This is a genomic window from Pseudomonas sp. Kh14 (assembly GCF_900291005.1).
GTDB lineage: Bacteria > Pseudomonadota > Gammaproteobacteria > Pseudomonadales > Pseudomonadaceae > Aquipseudomonas > Aquipseudomonas alloputida.
This window is the reverse complement of record NZ_OLKJ01000009.1, coordinates 73,478-90,186: the sequence shown is the minus strand read 5'-3', so window position 1 is coordinate 90,186 and position 16,709 is coordinate 73,478. Positions and strand designations below refer to the sequence as shown.

Sequence of the window (16,709 nt, the reverse complement as noted above, 5' to 3'; positions counted from 1 at the left end):
GGGGCTGCTCCGCAGCCTGATCGCGACACAAGGCCACACTCCCACAGCAAGCCGATGCTGTACCTGTGGGAGCGGCCTTGTGTCGCGATGGGCCGCAAAGCGGCCTCGGCATTCTTCAGGTCTCAGGATGAAACTGGTAATCCCCCAGGTTGCGACACCGCTCACCATTGATCCGCCGCAACTGCGCCTGCAAATGCAGACACCAGATCTGCGGGTCATCGGCCACCTGATAACCATGCATGGTCAGGCTGTCGACGATGGCATTGAGCACCGATTCGGCCACCAGTGGCCCATGAAACGGGCCCTGCGCCTTGATCGCGGAGGGTTGTTCACCGGCCATGCCGGCGGCGAACAGCAGGGTCCACATGCCGTTATCCCCGGCCAGTGGACGAATGCTGCATTCGATACGGGTCACCAGGCCCAGGCACTGGCGTGTGAGGCTGAGGTTGCGCATGGCCGCGTCCCCTCCAATGAGCCTTGTTCAGCCCGAAACCCTCAGGCTGTTTCCATCCTGAACGCTGTACCGTCCTTAAGTTCCAGCATAGAGGAACCGCTCAGAAAGATGGAAAACTGGCGCTGAACGGTAGCACATCGCCGCTAGCGCCAGTTTATTGACTCAGGCGGGTTTGGCCTGGGCAATCACCTCTTCCAGGCGTTCCTTTTCTGCCTTCTCGATGTCTTCCTCGCTGATCATCTCGGCAATTTCACGCAGGCGCTCCACCACCCGGGCATTGACGCTGCCCTCGGTAAACAGCCCCTTGTCGTCGAGTACCCCGGCCTCCTCGCCCACCAGCAGGCTCAGCGCCTCATCAGCCTGGCTGACCGCGTAGACGTGGAACATGCCGTTCTCCACCGCCTGCAACACGCGCTCGTCAAGCATCAGGGTGGCGACGTTGGCACGCGGAATGATCACCCCCTGCTCGCCGGTCAGGCCACGCGCCTCGCAGAGGCGGAAGAAGCCCTCGATCTTCTCGTTCACCCCACCCACCGCCTGCACTTCACCAAACTGGTTGATGGAGCCTGTGATGGCGAAGCACTGCTTGAGCGGCGTGCGCGACAAGGCCGAGATCAGCGTGCAGGCTTCGCCCAGCGAGGCGCTGTCGCCGTCCACGTAGCCGTAGGACTGCTCCAGGGCGATGCTTGCGGAGATCGCCAGCGGGAACTCCTGGGCATAGCGGCTGCCCAGGTAACCGGTGAGGATCATCACCCCTTTGGAGTGGATCGGCTGGCCAAGGTTGACCTCACGCTCGATATCGACAATACCGCTGCCGCCGGGGTAGACGGTGGCCGAAATACGCGCGGGCATGCCGAACGCCGAGTCCCCCACTTCCAGCACGGTCAACCCGTTGCACTTGCCAATGGCCGCGCCTTCTGTGTCAATCAGGATGATGCCGGCGAGCATGTCGTCCAGCACCCGTTGCGACACACGGCCGGTACGAGTGGCCTTGGCCTTGAGTGCACGCTCGATGTGGCCTGCGTCGGTCATTTCGTCACTGGCCAGCTGGCGAATGAAGTCAGCCTCGCTGACCAGCTGGAACAGGTCGCCGATACGCGCCGACAGGCGCGACTGGTTTTCAGCCAGACGAGCACTGTAGGTGGCCAGACGCGCCACCGCGTCACTGGTCAGCGGCGCCATGCCCTCTTCGTTGGTGCGGGTGCGCAACAGCTGGGCGAACTGCTCCAGGTTCTCGTCGACCATCGGCATGTCTTCATCGAAGTCCACAAGCACGCGGAACATCTCCTGGAAGTCCGGGTCGTGGTCCTGTAGTGCGTAGTACAGCTGACGCGAGCCGATGATCACCAGCTTGACGTTCAGCGGAATCACCTGCGGCTGCAGGCTGACAGTGGCAACACGGCCCAGCTCACCGATCGGCGACTCCATCTTCAGCTTGCGCGACTGCAGCGCACGCTTGAGCGCGTCCCATACGAACGGCTCGCCCAGCATTTTCTCGGCTTCCAGAATCAGGAAGCCGCCGTTGGCACGGTGCAGCGCGCCTGGGCGCAGTTGGCGATAGGAGGTATACAGCGCACCTTGGTCGGTGCTGTATTCGATACGGCCAAACAGATTGTCGTAGGTCGGGTGCGGCTCGAACACCACCGGCGCGCCACCGTCAGCATGATGGCCCACGACCAGGCTGGGCGCGTACTGCTCTTCGAGCAGCTTGCGGGCCACGGCGTCGGACTTGCTGTCATCGACCAGTTGCTCGACCAACGTCCGCAACAGGTTCAACTGCACCGATTGCAGGTAGGCGCACACGGCCGCATTTTCGGCGTACTTTTCCGACAGCGGCGCCAACAACGGCTGCAGCGCCAGCGTGATGGTTTCTTCGTTGAGCTGGCGCAGCTGGTTGTTCGATTCGCGCTTCCATTGCGGCAGGCTGGCCAGCTCTTCGTTAAGGCGCTCCTCAAGCAGGGCAATGTCCTCGTGGAACTGCTCGCGCACCTCCTCCGGCAATTGGGCAAACTCAGCTTCATCCAGCGCTTTGCCATCAGCCATCGGCGTGAAGGCGACGTTGCTGGCATCGCGGTACAAGGCAACGTCCTTTTCCAGCGATGCGCGCTCGATCACATCCAGAGCGCGGTCATAACGCTGGTTGAAAGCGCGGTCGATGGCGCCCTTCTTCTGCTGGTAGGACGGGTGTTCGAACACCGCCGGAAACGTCGACAGCAGGTTGTCGATCAATCCGCCCATGTCGCTGATGAACTCGGCGGCGCTTCCGGACGGCAGCTCCAGTGCGCGTGGTTCACGGGTGTCGTCGAAGTGGTTGACGTAGACCCAGTCGGCCGGGGTCTGCTGGCGCTTGCCCTCGGCCTTGAGGTAGCGCTTGACGAACGAGAAGCGCCCGGTGCCGGGCTCGCCCATCACATACACATTGTAACCAGGACGCGGCATGGCCACGCCAAACTGCAGGGCCTCGACAGCACGTTCCTGGCCCAGAACTCCGCGAAACGGCTCCAGATCGTCGGTATGGGTAAAAGCAAACTGCTCGGGGGAGAAACGCCGGGTCAGGGCTTCAGGCGCAAGACGCAGGCGCGCAGCGACAGGATCGGGCATTGGGTTTCCTTACTTCGGCGGGGCAGATACGCAGCATTCTGGCGCTGCCCGCGCGCGCCTTGCAAGGCTCCACGGGACTTTATGTCGCAGCCGGTGCAGTCTTGTGACAGCAAATTTTTCGCAATCAACAACGCAACCTTTAGATCGTGCCTAAACTCCAAGCTGCGCGGGTGGGTGAAAAGCTTTCCCGACCTGGCAACCGAGTTGCCAGAAACCCTGACCCTTGGTTAAGACAAAGAGAACAAATGCTATGAAACGGATTCTTCTGGGTACTCTGTTCACCGTGGTCTCGCTGAACGCCATGGCCGAAGCGCCAGGCGGCCCGAACTGCGGCTGGGGCAACATGCTGTTCGAAGGCCAGCGCGGCACGCCGGCACACTTCCTGGCTTCTACCACCAACGGCACCTCCGGTAACGCCACCTTCGGCATGACCTCCGGCACCAACGGCTGCTCGACCAAGGCTTCGCTGACCTACGGCGGCAAGTCCTGGTTCGCCATGAACGGCATGATGAACGAGCTTTCCGAAGACATGGCCATGGGCCAGGGCGAAGCACTGACCACCTATGCCGTCGTTCTCGGCGTAGCACCGGAGGACCGCAGCTACTTCAACTCGGTCACCCACCAGCACTTCAACCAGATCTTCAGCAGCGCCGACGTCACTGCCGAAACTGTCCACAGCAACACCCTGGCCGTTCTGAAGAGCGACCCACGCCTGGCCAAATACGCTACCGAGGCCTAAGCACAGCTGCTCCCGCCCCACCCGGGGCGGGTTTCGCCTTTTTCGGCATCGTCAAGAAGTAGTTGCCCGATATGCTCAAACGCCTCGCTGCCCTGGCGCTGTGTGCCTGCGCCCCTGTTCATGCCGCCCCCATGCTGGATCCAGGCCGTATCCAGCAATTGGCCAATACCCCCTACTGGCTCGCCATTGGACATTACGAAACCGCCAAGCTCGGCGGCTGGCGCAGCTATGTGGATGATGATGCGTTCTTCCTCGCCGAAGATGGCGCGCACCATCCGGACCAGGAACTCAAGGCTACGGTCGCTGCGCTGTATGCCCCGGCCAGCCTCGGTGACAAGCACGCCCAGTGCGTATTCCCCGCGCGCACCCGCTGGCTGCGCGAACAGCTCGACCTGCAAGACTTGCCACAACCGGACTGCCAGGAATTCAAGACCTGGTACCAGTCGATCGACCCGCACAGCGCCGCGTTGATCTTCCCGGCAGCCTACCTGAACAGCCCGTCGTCGATGTTCGGGCACACCCTGCTGCGCATCGACCAGTCCAACACTCGCAGCGACGACACCACGCTGCTGAGCTACGCCATCAACTTCGGTGCCTATATCGAAGGCAGCGACAACAGCATCCTGTACGCCTGGAAAGGCCTGATGGGCGGCTACCCGGGGCTGTTTGCGCTGATGCCCTACCAGGAAAAACTGTCCGAATACCGCAGCCTGGAAAACCGCGACCTGTGGGAATACCAGCTGGACCTGACCCCCGAAGAAACCGGACGTATGGTCGAGCATGTTTGGGAGCTGAAGCAGATCCAGTTCGACTACTTCTTCTTCGACGAAAACTGCTCGTATCGCCTGCTGGAGCTGCTGCAAGTGGCCCGGCCGAGCCTGGACCTGACGTCTCAGTTCCCGCTGACCGCCATTCCCACCGACACGGTGAAAGCCGTGAAGCATTCCGGCCTGGTCGCCAGCGAAACTTACCGCCCCTCTCGCGAACGTGAATTGCTGGCCAGGGCCGAGCCACTCGACCACGACGAAAAGCGCCAGGTGCTGGCTGTAAGCGCCGACACTGCGCAATTGCAAAGCCCAGAATTCCAGGCCCTGCCTCGCGAACGCCAAGCGTTGGTGCAAGATGCCGCGTATCGCCTTGAGCGCTATCGGGCCAATGGCCAGGAACGCGACCCAGGGCAGGCCAAACGAAGCTTCGAGTTGCTGCGGGCGATCAACAGCAACCCGCCGCCGCCCCTGCAGATCGAGCGCCCCGGCCTGCCCGAGGATGGCCATGACTCGCGCACCTGGCAGTTGGGCGTAGGCACCCGTGAAGACCGCGCCTACGCCGAATATGGCTTGCGCATGGCCTACCACGACCTGAATGACAACGCCTATGGCTTCCCGCTGGGCGCACAGATCGAAATCCTGCAATTGAAGCTGCGCCAGTACGAAGGCAACGATTGGCAGGTGCAGCGCCTGGACCTGGCCACCATCCGTTCACTGACACCCCGAAACGAGCTGCTCAAGCCTTGGTCATGGCAAGTGGCTGGGGGGCTGGAGCGGGTGCCGGGCAAGCATGATGACGAAGTGCTGGTGAGCCATGTGAATGGCGGCGCTGGCGGCACCTGGCAGCTGGCCGACGGTTTGCTGGGGTTTGCCTTGGGCACGGTGCGGGTCGAGCATCACAACGACTTCGCTCAATTCATTGCCCCGGCGGCTGGCTTCAATGGCGGGCTGCTGTGGCGCAATGGGCTGGGCAACATGACACTGGAGGCCAAGGGCGATTACTTCACCAACGGCGAAGTGCGTCGCAGTGTAAGCCTGAACCAGCAGTGGGAGATCAGCCAGAACCTTGGGCTTCGGTTGAGTGCCTCGCGGGAATTCAGCCACTTGGCTACGGCGCAAAACGAGGTGATGCTGGAGCTGAAGTGGTATCACTACTGAGGCCGCTTTGCAGCCTTTCGCGGGCACGCCCGCTCCCAAAGGGTCCCCACACGATCCGAGGCCTGTGCAAGTACCTGTCAGAGCGGGCTTGCCCGCGAATTGGCCAGTCAGGCTAGTAAAGCAGTGTGACTGAACCAACTCTTTGACACTGTTTTGACACCTACCCGACAAATCGCCACCTAGACTCTCCACCATCAACTGGAGGGCTTTGTGGCTATGTCGCGGTACTGGTTCGGCGTGTGCATTGCGGTGTCGCTGTCAGGTTGCGAAACCACCCACGAGCAGATGGTCAACCACGGTTACCCTCCTGCCTATGCGGATGGCTTCCAGGACGGCTGCAGCAGTGGCCGCCAGGCTGCCGGGCTAATGGTGGGCAACTTCCGCAAGAACGTACCGCGCTACCTGCACGAGCGTCAGTACGAAACCGGCTGGGACGATGGCTTCCGCCAATGTCATGCCATGCAGAACAGCGCAGAACAGCGCCAATACCACGAGCGCTTCTGGGACCAGCGTGACCGCGAGTGGGAGCAGGAAAAGGACCGCGGCGCTGCCAAGGCCTATCGCCACAATTGAGTCGCAAACGGACATCCCTTTAAACCGGCGGCCTGCCATGATGGTCTCATGCACAAGGAGGCCCTGCATGAGCCGAGCATTCGTCAACGAAGACCAAGCCGCCGACCAGGCCGACCAGCCGGTCGAGCGGCGCATCAGTGAACAGCCCAACTACGTGACGGCCAGCGGCCTGCGCCAGCTGCAGACGCGGGTGGCCGAGCTGAATGCCTTGCGCAGCGAATTGCAGGCGCAGGGCGAACGGGGTGACAAACAACGGCTGGCCGATACCGAGCGGGATCTGCGCTACTTCAGCGCGCGGGTGCAAAGCGCCCAGGTGGTACCGGCGGCGACTTCGCATAGCAAGGTACAGATTGGTAGCCGGGTGCGGTTTGTCGATGCGCAGGACCAGGAGCAGTTGGTGCAGCTGGTGGGCGAGGATGAGGCGGATGCCGGGCGGGGCTTGATCAACTGGGGTTCGCCATTGGGGCGAGCGTTGCTCGGGGCTGGGCCGGGTGATGAGGTGGTCTGGCAGCGGCCGGTGGGGGAACAGGTGATAGAGGTGGTTGAGATTCTGGGTGAGGGTTGAGGCCCTGGGGCTGCTTTGCAGCCCATCGCGACGCAAGGCCGCTCCCACAAGCTGGACTGCCCCCGAGAAATTGGACACCAATCCAACCCTTGGTAGCCTGTGAGAGCCTATGGGAGCGGCCTTGCGTCGCGATGGGCCGCAAAGCGGCCCATTACCGTCTCAGATCAGACCACGCCCTGAGCCAGCATCGCATCGGCCACTTTCACGAAGCCCGCGATGTTCGCCCCCTTGACGTAGTTGATCCGGCCATCAGCCTCTTCACCGTAGTGCACGCATGCATGGTGAATCGACTGCATGATGTTGTGCAGCTTGCTGTCCACTTCACCGGCCGTCCACAGCAGGCGCATGGCATTCTGCGACATTTCCAGGCCCGACACAGCTACGCCGCCCGCATTGGAGGCTTTGCCCGGGGCATACAGAATGCCGGCGTCCAGGAAGATATCCACAGCCTCGAGGGTAGTCGGCATGTTGGCGCCTTCGGCCACACAGATACAGCCGTTACGCAGCAAGGTGCGGGCATCTTCGGCGCTCAGCTCGTTCTGCGTGGCGCATGGCAGGGCGATGTCGCACGGCAGGCTCCACGGGGTCTGGCCCTTGCGGAACTCCAGGCCGAATTGCCCGGCCAGCTCGCTGATACGTCCGCGCTTGACGTTTTTCAGCTCCATCAAGGCGTCCCACTGGGCGTCGGTCAGGCCGGCTTCTGCATACAAGGTACCTTCAGAGTCAGACAGCGAGATCACCTTGCCGCCCAGGTCCATGACCTTACGCGCAGCATACTGGGCGACGTTGCCCGAACCGGACACCGCCACGCGGCGGCCGTCGATACGCTTGTCCTGACGCTTGAGCATTTCTTCGGCGAAGTAAACGCAGCCATAGCCGGTGGCTTCCGGGCGGATCAGGCTGCCGCCATAGGTCATGCCCTTGCCGGTCAACACCGAGGTGAACTGGTTGGCCAGACGCTTGTACTGGCCGAACATGAAGCCGATTTCGCGGGCACCCACGCCGATGTCACCGGCCGGTACGTCGCAGTCGGCGCCGATGTGGCGATACAGCTCGCTCATGAACGCCTGGCAGAAGCGCATCACTTCGGCGTCGCTCTTGCCTTTCGGGTCAAAGTCCGAGCCGCCCTTGCCGCCGCCCATGGGCAGCGAGGTCAGCGAGTTCTTGAACACCTGCTCGAACGCCAGGAACTTCAGCACGCTGAGGTTGACCGACGGGTGGAAGCGCAGCCCGCCCTTGTACGGGCCAATGGCACTGCTCATCTGAATGCGGTAACCGCGGTTGACCTGCACCTTGCCCTGGTCATCGACCCAGGAGACGCGGAACAGTACGGCGCGCTCGGGCTCGACCATGCGCTCGAGGATGCCGGACTGCAGATAGTGGGGGTTGGCTTCAAGGAATGGCCACAGGGTGCGCAGCACCTCTTCCACCGCCTGGTGGAATTCCGGCTGGCCTGGGTCACGCTGCTTTAGGCGTGCAAGGAAATTGTCGACAGATTCGATCATGGTAGACATCTCACCAAGAGGATTGGACTTATTGGTTTTTTTCAGAAATGTACCAAGAAGCAATCGCACCGGAATAGGGCGAAATGTCGTTTTTTTGAAATTATTTGGTGCGTTTTATGTAAGTGTATACAAAATACACCTACGCTTCGCCATTTATAGCGGTCCGCCAGGCACAAAAATGGGGCCTCTTGGGCCCCATTCTTGTGCATCAGAAAACCGGCTTACTGGGCCAGTTTCTTGTGCCGTACACGGTGCGGCTGGGCAGCAGCATCACCCAGACGCTTCTTGCGGTCGGCTTCGTACTCGGTGTAGTTACCCTCGAAGAACACCACGTTCGAGTCGTCTTCGTACGCCAGGATGTGAGTAGCCACACGGTCCAGGAACCAACGGTCGTGGGAAATCACGATCGCGGCGCCCGGGAAGTCCAGCAGGGCTTCTTCCAGCGAACGCAAGGTTTCGACGTCGAGGTCGTTGGACGGTTCGTCGAGCAGCAGAACGTTACCGCCTTCCTTCAGGGTCAGGGCCAGGTGCAGGCGGCCACGCTCACCACCGGACAGGTCCTTGACGAACTTCTGCTGATCGCCACCTTTGAAGTTGAAGCGGCCAACGTAGGTACGCGAAGGGATCTCGTAGTTGCCGATGCGGATCTGGTCGGAACCGTCGGAGATCTGCTGGAACACGGTCTTGGCGCCGTCCAGGTCCTCGCGGCTCTGGTCCACACAGGCCAACTGCACGGTTTCACCGATCTCGATGCTGCCCGAGTCCGGCTGCTCCTTGCCCATCAACATGCGGAACAGGGTCGACTTACCGGCACCGTTACCACCGATCACGCCAACGATGGCGCCTTTGGGCATGGAGAACGACAGGTTGTCGATCAGCACACGGTCGCCGTAGCCCTTGGTGACGTTCTTGAACTCGATAACCTTGTCACCCAGGCGCGGACCGGCCGGAATGTAGATTTCGTTGGTTTCGCTGCGCTTCTGGAATTCCTGCGACTGCATTTCTTCAAAGCGCTGCAGACGGGCCTTGGACTTGGACTGGCGGGCTTTGGCGCCTTTGCGCACCCACTCCAGTTCCTCTTTCATGGCCTTCTCGTGGGCGCTCTGCTGCTTGGATTCCTGCGCCAGACGCTCCGACTTGGCTTCCAGCCAGCCCGAGTAGTTGCCTTCGTACGGGATGCCGGCGCCGCGGTCCAGCTCCAGGATCCAGCCGGCGACGTTGTCGAGGAAGTAACGGTCGTGGGTAATGGCTACCACGGTGCCCGGGAAGTCGTGCAGGAAGCGCTCCAGCCAGGCCACCGAGTCGGCGTCCAGGTGGTTGGTGGGTTCGTCGAGCAGCAGCATGTCGGGTGCCGAGAGCAGCAGGCGGCACAGGGCTACACGGCGCTTCTCACCACCGGACAGGTGTTCGATGCGCGCATCCCAGGCGGGCAGGCGCAAGGCGTCGGCAGCGACGTCCAGCTGGCGCTCCAGGTTGTGGCCATCAGCGGCCTGCAGGATGGCTTCCAGCTTGGCCTGCTCGGCGGCCAGCTTGTCGAAGTCGGCATCCGGCTCGGCGTAGGCCGCGTAGACCTCGTCCAGGCGGGCCTGGGCGTCCTTGATTACGCTGACCGCTTCCTCGACCACTTCACGCACGGTCTTGGTTGGGTCCAGTTGCGGTTCCTGTGGCAGGTAACCCACGTTGATGTCGGGCATCGGACGGGCTTCGCCGTCGAATTCCTTGTCGACGCCCGCCATGATCCGCAGCAGGGTCGATTTACCGGCGCCGTTCAGGCCAAGTACGCCAATCTTGGCGCCTGGGAAGAACGACAGGGAAATGTTCTTGAGAATTTCCCGCTTCGGCGGCACGACCTTGCTCAGCCGATGCATGGTGTAGACGTATTGAGCCAAAACCAAGCCCTCTAATCAGATAGGTAAAGACATCGCCGATCGCCCCGGCACGCGGTGGCCAGTGGGATGTGTTTACGGGGTGTCATTGAACAAAGTCGACCATTCTACGCCAACGCGCGGCGTTGCATAGGAGGGGCCGATGGTGGGGTGTGATCAGTGCGGTCACTGGGATGAATTCATTGCCTGTGCCGGCCTCTTCGCGGGCATGCCCGCTCCCACAGCGTCACCACAGAGTCTGAAGAATCCGCGATTCCTGTGGGAGCGGGCGAGCCCGCGAAAGGGCCGGCACAGCAGCCGAAGAGACTCAGACGTGACGCTGTTTGGCCTTGCCCCGCGGCAAGCGGCAACGGTCGCCCTGCTCGGCCAGGCGCGCGGCCCAGGCGGACTTCACGCTGAAGCTGCCGCTGCGGGCAGGTTGCTGCTCGGCCGCCTTGGCCGGTTTGGCCGGTGCAGGCGCAGTGCTGACCACCTTGGCTGCCGGCTTGGCCGCCGCCACGGCAACAGCCGGCTCTGCTGCCACCTTGGCGGTCTTGCGCAGTTCAGCCAGCGATGGGGCCTTGCTTTTTGCGGCAGCGGCCGCCTCGGGTTTGCCCAGCGAGCGCTGGCAAGACTTGCAGGATACGTCCTCGGTCACGGCAGTGCTGACAAGGGTCTGACTGCTGCGCCCGCAGGCGGAATCGAGGCCATTGGAGGAAAAGTGAGTAACCAAAACCGAACATCTCCGATGCGTTGTCATGTATAGCGGGCGCTATTCTCGCACAGGTTACAGGGGCTTGCCGAACCACCAGGCAGCCACCATCGGTCAGCATGGCTGGCACTTTGCCATAATCCGAGGCATGCTAGCCGGTTTCGGGTATCCGGCCTTATAGTGCGCCACCGCGGTGCGCAAGCCCGGCGCCGGCACGCACCGTGCACGATCATTCCCTGCCATCGCCAGCCCAATCGCAGGATCAACGCTTGACCAACCTTACTCATCCGTCGTCATTGCGTTCCGCCCCACAAGCACCCGCAACTATCCTGCGCGGGTCGATCAAGGGTGCGCTGGCGCTGCTGGCCCTGATCCTGCTGGGCCTGCTGCTGTGGCAGCTGTTCGCCCAGTTCAACCATACCCAGGCCGAATTGCGCAAACAGAGCCTGGACGCCTCCGCGGAACTGGCCGACCACCTGAGCCTGAACATGGCGCTCAAGGCGCAACAGGCCGTGAACGTGGTGCAACCCTACCTTGATGCACCAACACCTGCCGCCCTGCCTAGCCTGCTCGGCACCCTGCGCGAGCGCCTCCCCGCCCTGCAGAGCGTGGCCTGGCTGGACAACACCGGGCAGCTACGCGCCGACAGCCTGGCCGGCAGCCCCGACCGCCAGTCGCTTGACGAGTTGCTCGTGCTGAGCCAGGGACGCCCGTACTTCTTCACCAATTCGGCCGACAACCACATCCTGTACCTGTTGCTGCGCCAGGATGCCTCACAGGGTAGCGGCTACTGGCTACTGCGCCTGTCACCGGACTATTACCGCGAGCTCACCCTCCACCTAGAGGGCAGTGGCCACCCGCAGTGGCTGCTGGAGAACAGCCGCAGCGGCGAGGTGCTGCAGCGCCATGCCGCAGCCGACACCAGCGACGAACCGCTGCAAAGCGTGATGCTGGCCTTTATCGAAAACAGCACCTGGCAGCTACGCGGTCTGTTCGACGCCAAACTGGCCCAGCAAAAATTATTGCCGGCGCTGATCGGCAAGTGCCTGCTGGTGCTGTTCTGCGCCCTGCTGCCGGTGCTGGCGCTGATCAACATGCGTCGCCGCCAGCGGGCGTTGCAGGAAGACCGCCGGCGCTATCAGGAAATTTTTGAAGGCACCGGCGTTGCCCTGTGCGTGCTCGACCTGTCCAGCCTGCCCGGCCAGCTCGACCGCTACCACCTGCGTAACCGGGCCGCACTCAAGCACAGCCTGGCGCTGGACCCGAACCTGCGCCGCTCGCTGCTGCTGGAGCTGAAGATCACCGAGGTCAACCAGGTGGCGCGCCAGCTGCTGAACATCGACTGTCACGAAGGTGCCTGGCAGCGGCTGATCGATGGCACTGGCGACAGCCGAGACAGCGTCGGCATGCAACTGATCGACGCACTGATCGAACAACGCCCGTTGCTGGAGCTGGAAGTGCGTCTGCCGACACCGCAGGGCACCGAGCTGCACCTGTGGCTGATGGCCCGGCTGCCGCTGCAGCGTCGTGATTATCAGGCGGTGATCCTCAGCATCAGCGATATCACCAGCCGCAAACAGGTGGAGCTGTCGCTACTGGAACGCGAAAGCTTCTGGTCGGACGTGGTACGCACAGTACCCGACCAGTTGTATGTGCAGGATGTGCCGAGCCAGCGGATGATCTTCAGCAACCGCCACCTCGGCCAGACCCTGGGCTACGACCGCACCGAGCTGGCACAGATGGGCGACCGCTTCTGGGAACTGCTGCTGCACCCCGAGGACGCCGCACACTACCAGGCACTGCGCCAGCAACAGCGCGACAGCGGTCATGACCAACCGCTGCACTGCCAGCTGCGCTTCCGCCACCGCGACGGAAGCTGGCGCTGCTACGACATCCGCGAGCAGGTGCTGAGCCGCAACGCCGAAGGCCTGGTGACGCGCATCATCGGTGTGGGCAAGGATGTGACCGTTCAGATCGAGGCCAGCCAGTCGCTACGTGACAGCGAGCAACGCTACCGCATGCTCGCCGAAAGCATCAGTGACGTGATCTTTTCCACCGACAACCAGCTCAAGCTCAACTATGTCAGCCCCTCGGTACAGAGCGTGCTGGGCTACCAGGCCGACTGGATCTTCGCCAACGGCTGGCAGTCGATCGTCGCCAACCCGGCCCAGCTCACCGGCATCTACAGCCTGATGGAGCGTGTCAGCAAGGCCATGGGCGATCCGGCGCAGATGGCGCAACTGTGCAGCCAGTTACCCACCCAACTGTTCCTGTTCGACTGCCTGCGTGCCGATGGCCGCAAGATCCCGATCGAGCTGCGCCTGGTGCTGGTGTGGGACGATGACCAGCGCTTCGAAGGCGTACTCGGGGTGGGCCGCGACATCAGCCAGCAACGTCGTGCCGAAAAAGACCTGCGCATGGCCGCGACCGTATTCGAACACTCCACCTCGGCGATCCTCATCACCGACCCGGCCGGCTATATCGTCCAGGCCAACGAGGCGTTCAGCCGCGTCAGCGGTTACGCCGTCAGTGAAGTGCTCGACCAATTGCCGGGCATGCTCACTGTCGACGAACAGCAGGAAGGCCACCTGCGCTATGTGGTCAAGCAACTGCACCAGCGCGGCAGCTGGGAAGGTGAAGTGTGGCTCAAGCGCCGTGACGGCGACCATTACCCGGCCTGGGTCGGCATCACCGCGGTACTGGACGACGAAGGCGACCTGGCCAGCTACGTGTGCTTCTTCACCGACATCAGCGAACGCAAGGCCAGCGAACAGCGCATTCACCGCCTGGCCTACTACGACGCCCTTACCCACCTGCCCAACCGCACACTGTTCCAGGACCGTTTGTACAACGCCCTGCAGCAGGCCGAGCGGCAGAAGGCCTGGGTGGTGCTGATGTTCCTCGACCTCGACCGCTTCAAACCGATCAACGACTCCCTCGGCCATGCGGCCGGCGACCGCATGCTCAAGGACATGGCCCTGCGCCTGCTGGCCTGCGTGGATGACGACGACACGGTGGCACGCATGGGCGGCGACGAGTTCACCCTGCTGCTGCAACCGCGCCCCACCCGCGAAATGGCCCTGAACCGCGCCATCCACGTGGCCGAGAACATCCTCGGCAGCCTGGTGCGGCCGTTCGTGCTGGAAAACCGCGAGTTCTTCGTCACCGCCAGCATCGGCATCGCCCTCAGCCCGCAGGATGGCAGTGAGCTGAGCCAGCTGATGAAGAACGCCGACACCGCCATGTACCACGCCAAGGAGCGCGGCAAGAACAACTTCCAGTTCTACCAGGCCGAAATGAACGCCAGCGCCCTGGAGCGCCTGGAGCTGGAAAGCGACCTGCGCCATGCCATGGAGCAGAACGAGTTCATCCTCTACTACCAGCCGCAGTTCAGTGGCGACGGCAAGCGCCTGACCGGCGCCGAAGCGCTGCTGCGCTGGCGTCACCCGACCCGTGGCCTGGTGCCGCCGGGTGACTTCATCCCGGTGATCGAAGAACTGGGCCTGGTGGTGGACGTGGGCGACTGGGTGCTGCGCGAGGCCAGCCGCCAGCTCAAGGCCTGGCACAAGGCCAAGGTGCGGGTGCCGAAAGTGTCGGTGAATATTTCGGCGCGGCAGTTCTCCGACGGCCAGCTAGGCACTCGGATTGCCAACATCCTGGAAGAAAGCGGCCTGCCGCCGGCATGCCTGGAACTGGAGTTGACCGAAAGCATCCTGATGCGCGAGGTGAACGAGGCGCTGCAGATTCTTGCCAGCCTGAAGAACCTCGGCCTGAGCATTGCGGTAGACGACTTCGGCACTGGCTACTCGTCGCTCAACTACCTCAAGCAGTTCCCTATCGACGTCCTGAAGATCGACCGGACCTTCGTCGACGGCCTGCCCGAAGGCGAGCAAGACGCGCAGATTGCCCGGGCGATCATCGCCATGGCCCACAGCCTCAACCTGGCAGTCATCGCCGAGGGCGTGGAAACCCACGAACAGCTGGAGTTTCTGCGCGAGCATGGTTGCGACGAGGTGCAAGGCTACCTGTTCGGGCGGCCGATGCCGGCGCATCAGTTCGAGGCGCAATTCTCCAACGAGACCTTGTTCATGTTCCATTGACCCGCACGCTGCCTGCTCGCAAGGTCCCCCGTAGGAGCGGGTTTACCCGCGAACACCGGCAAAGCCGGTGCCATGCACCGCGCCGCCTTCTTCGCGGGTAAACCCGCGCCTACAAGTACGGTGTCGCGACACAATCCTGCATAAAAAGCGGACTTCCAGGTCAACTCCTGCCCCCGCCCAGCCCAGAAACGGCGCGGGATGCAAGATGAAGCCCATTGGTCTGCGACTTGACGCCACTTCATATGCCAGCCGCGAATCAATCGGTTAGAATGCACACCCAAATTACCCCGATCCTTGAGGACCGCCATGTTCAGCCGTGATTTGACCATTGCCAAGTACGACGCCGAGCTCTTCGAAGCCATGCAGCAAGAAGCTCTGCGCCAGGAAGAGCATATCGAGCTGATCGCTTCGGAAAACTACACCAGCCCGGCAGTCATGGAAGCCCAGGGCTCGGTCCTGACCAACAAGTACGCCGAAGGCTACCCAGGCAAGCGCTACTACGGCGGTTGCGAGTACGTCGACGTCGTCGAGCAACTGGCCATCGACCGTGCCAAGGAGCTGTTCGGCGCCGACTACGCCAACGTACAGCCGCACGCTGGCTCCCAGGCCAACGCTGCCGTCTACCTGGCCCTGCTGTCTGCCGGTGACACCATCCTGGGCATGAGCCTGGCCCACGGTGGCCACCTGACCCACGGTGCTTCGGTAAGCTCCTCGGGCAAGCTGTACAACGCCATCCAGTACGGCATCGACGGCAATGGCCTGATCGACTACGACGAAGTCGAGCGCCTGGCTGTCGAGCACAAGCCCAAGATGATCGTTGCCGGCTTCTCGGCCTACTCGCAGGTTCTGGACTTCGCCCGCTTCCGCGCCATCGCCGACAAGGTCGGTGCCTACCTGTTCGTCGACATGGCCCACGTTGCCGGCCTGGTTGCCGCTGGCGTGTACCCGAACCCTGTTCCGTTCGCCGACGTGGTCACCACCACCACCCACAAGACCCTGCGCGGCCCGCGCGGCGGCCTGATCCTGGCCCGTGCCAACGCCGACATCGAGAAGAAGCTGAACTCCGCCGTCTTCCCGGGCGCCCAGGGCGGCCCGCTGGAGCACGTCATCGCGGCCAAGGCCATCTGCTTCAAGGAAGCCCTGCAGCCAGAGTTCAAGGCTTACCAGCAGCAAGTCGTGAAGAACGCCCAGGCCATGGCCAGCGTGTTCATCGAGCGCGGTTTCGACGTGGTTTCCGGTGGCACCCAGAACCACCTGTTCCTGCTGTCGCTGATCAAGCAGGAAATCTCCGGTAAGGATGCTGACGCCGCCCTGGGCAAAGCCTTCATCACCGTCAACAAGAACTCGGTACCGAACGACCCGCGTTCGCCGTTCGTCACTTCGGGCCTGCGTTTCGGCACCCCAGCCGTTACCACCCGTGGTTTCAAGGAAGCCGAGTGCAAGGAACTGGCAAGCTGGATCTGCGACATCCTGGCCGACCTGAACAACGAAGCGGTGATCGACGCCGTGCGTGAGAAGGTCAAGGCCATCTGCAAGAAGCTGCCGGTTTACGGCAACTGATTGGTGCTTGCCTGAAGTGAAAAAGCCCGGCCCAGTGCCGGGCTTTTTCGTGAACGGACCATGAAACACGTTCGCAGGCCTGATACACATCCTGTGGGAGCGGGCGTGCC

Annotated in this window: 11 protein-coding genes; 6 read left to right on the top strand and 5 right to left on the bottom strand. The window is 62.5% G+C overall.

The genetic code is table 11. The annotated features are described in order from the left end of the window. Nucleotides 1-115 precede the first annotated feature (115 nt). A complete protein-coding gene (locus FQ668_RS02825; protein ID WP_010951936.1) occupies nucleotides 116-454 on the bottom strand; it encodes a hypothetical protein in 339 nt (112 codons plus the stop codon). 162 nt (nucleotides 455-616) lie between these two features. Beyond that, nucleotides 617-3,055: a Lon protease family protein gene (locus FQ668_RS02820; RefSeq protein WP_004575710.1), complete on the bottom strand. Its 2,439-nt coding sequence runs from the start codon at nucleotides 3,053-3,055 to the stop codon at nucleotides 617-619. 250 nt (nucleotides 3,056-3,305) lie between these two features. Here FQ668_RS02820 and FQ668_RS02815 point away from each other — a divergent pair, with 250 nt between their 5' ends. The 4 genes from FQ668_RS02815 (at nucleotide 3,306) to FQ668_RS02800 (ending at nucleotide 6,857) form a co-directional block, all read left to right on the top strand. Beyond that, nucleotides 3,306-3,794, top strand: a complete 489-nt coding sequence (locus FQ668_RS02815) for a DUF3015 domain-containing protein (RefSeq protein ID WP_003247492.1) — start codon at nucleotides 3,306-3,308, stop codon at nucleotides 3,792-3,794. 71 nt (nucleotides 3,795-3,865) lie between these two features. After that, nucleotides 3,866-5,719, top strand: a complete 1,854-nt coding sequence (locus tag FQ668_RS02810; RefSeq protein ID WP_019438162.1) for a DUF4105 domain-containing protein — start codon at nucleotides 3,866-3,868, stop codon at nucleotides 5,717-5,719. Between the two features lie 216 nt (nucleotides 5,720-5,935). Continuing rightward, nucleotides 5,936-6,292 carry a hypothetical protein gene (locus tag FQ668_RS02805; protein ID WP_019438161.1) on the top strand — a complete coding sequence of 119 codons (357 nt, stop codon included), beginning with the start codon at nucleotides 5,936-5,938 and terminating at the stop codon, nucleotides 6,290-6,292. Nucleotides 6,293-6,359: 67 nt separating this feature from the next. Continuing rightward, a complete protein-coding gene (locus FQ668_RS02800) occupies nucleotides 6,360-6,857 on the top strand; it encodes a GreA/GreB family elongation factor (protein WP_014589629.1) in 498 nt (165 codons plus the stop codon). Nucleotides 6,858-7,021: 164 nt separating this feature from the next. Here FQ668_RS02800 and gdhA read toward each other — a convergent pair whose 3' ends face one another. The 3 genes from gdhA to FQ668_RS02780 all read right to left on the bottom strand — a co-directional run bounded on the left by gdhA (nucleotide 7,022) and on the right by FQ668_RS02780 (nucleotide 10,960). Continuing rightward, nucleotides 7,022-8,362: an NADP-specific glutamate dehydrogenase gene (gene gdhA / locus FQ668_RS02795; RefSeq protein ID WP_014589628.1), complete on the bottom strand. Its 1,341-nt coding sequence runs from the start codon at nucleotides 8,360-8,362 to the stop codon at nucleotides 7,022-7,024. Between the two features lie 221 nt (nucleotides 8,363-8,583). Then, entirely contained in the window at nucleotides 8,584-10,251 is a 1,668-nt protein-coding gene (gene ettA, locus FQ668_RS02790) for an energy-dependent translational throttle protein EttA (RefSeq protein ID WP_010951931.1), read from the bottom strand. Between the two features lie 304 nt (nucleotides 10,252-10,555). Next, complete coding sequence (locus FQ668_RS02780; protein WP_014589627.1) at nucleotides 10,556-10,960, bottom strand: hypothetical protein; 405 nt, start codon at nucleotides 10,958-10,960, stop codon at nucleotides 10,556-10,558. A 248-nt stretch (nucleotides 10,961-11,208) separates the two neighbouring features. On the opposite strand from FQ668_RS02780, the gene FQ668_RS02775 reads away from it, so the two are divergent. Continuing rightward, nucleotides 11,209-15,039 carry an EAL domain-containing protein gene (locus tag FQ668_RS02775; protein ID WP_019438160.1) on the top strand — a complete coding sequence of 1,277 codons (3,831 nt, stop codon included), beginning with the start codon at nucleotides 11,209-11,211 and terminating at the stop codon, nucleotides 15,037-15,039. A gap of 306 nt (nucleotides 15,040-15,345) precedes the next feature. Continuing rightward, a complete protein-coding gene (gene glyA, locus FQ668_RS02770) occupies nucleotides 15,346-16,599 on the top strand; it encodes a serine hydroxymethyltransferase (RefSeq protein ID WP_014589625.1) in 1,254 nt (417 codons plus the stop codon). The last annotated feature ends 110 nt before the right edge of the window (nucleotides 16,600-16,709 follow it).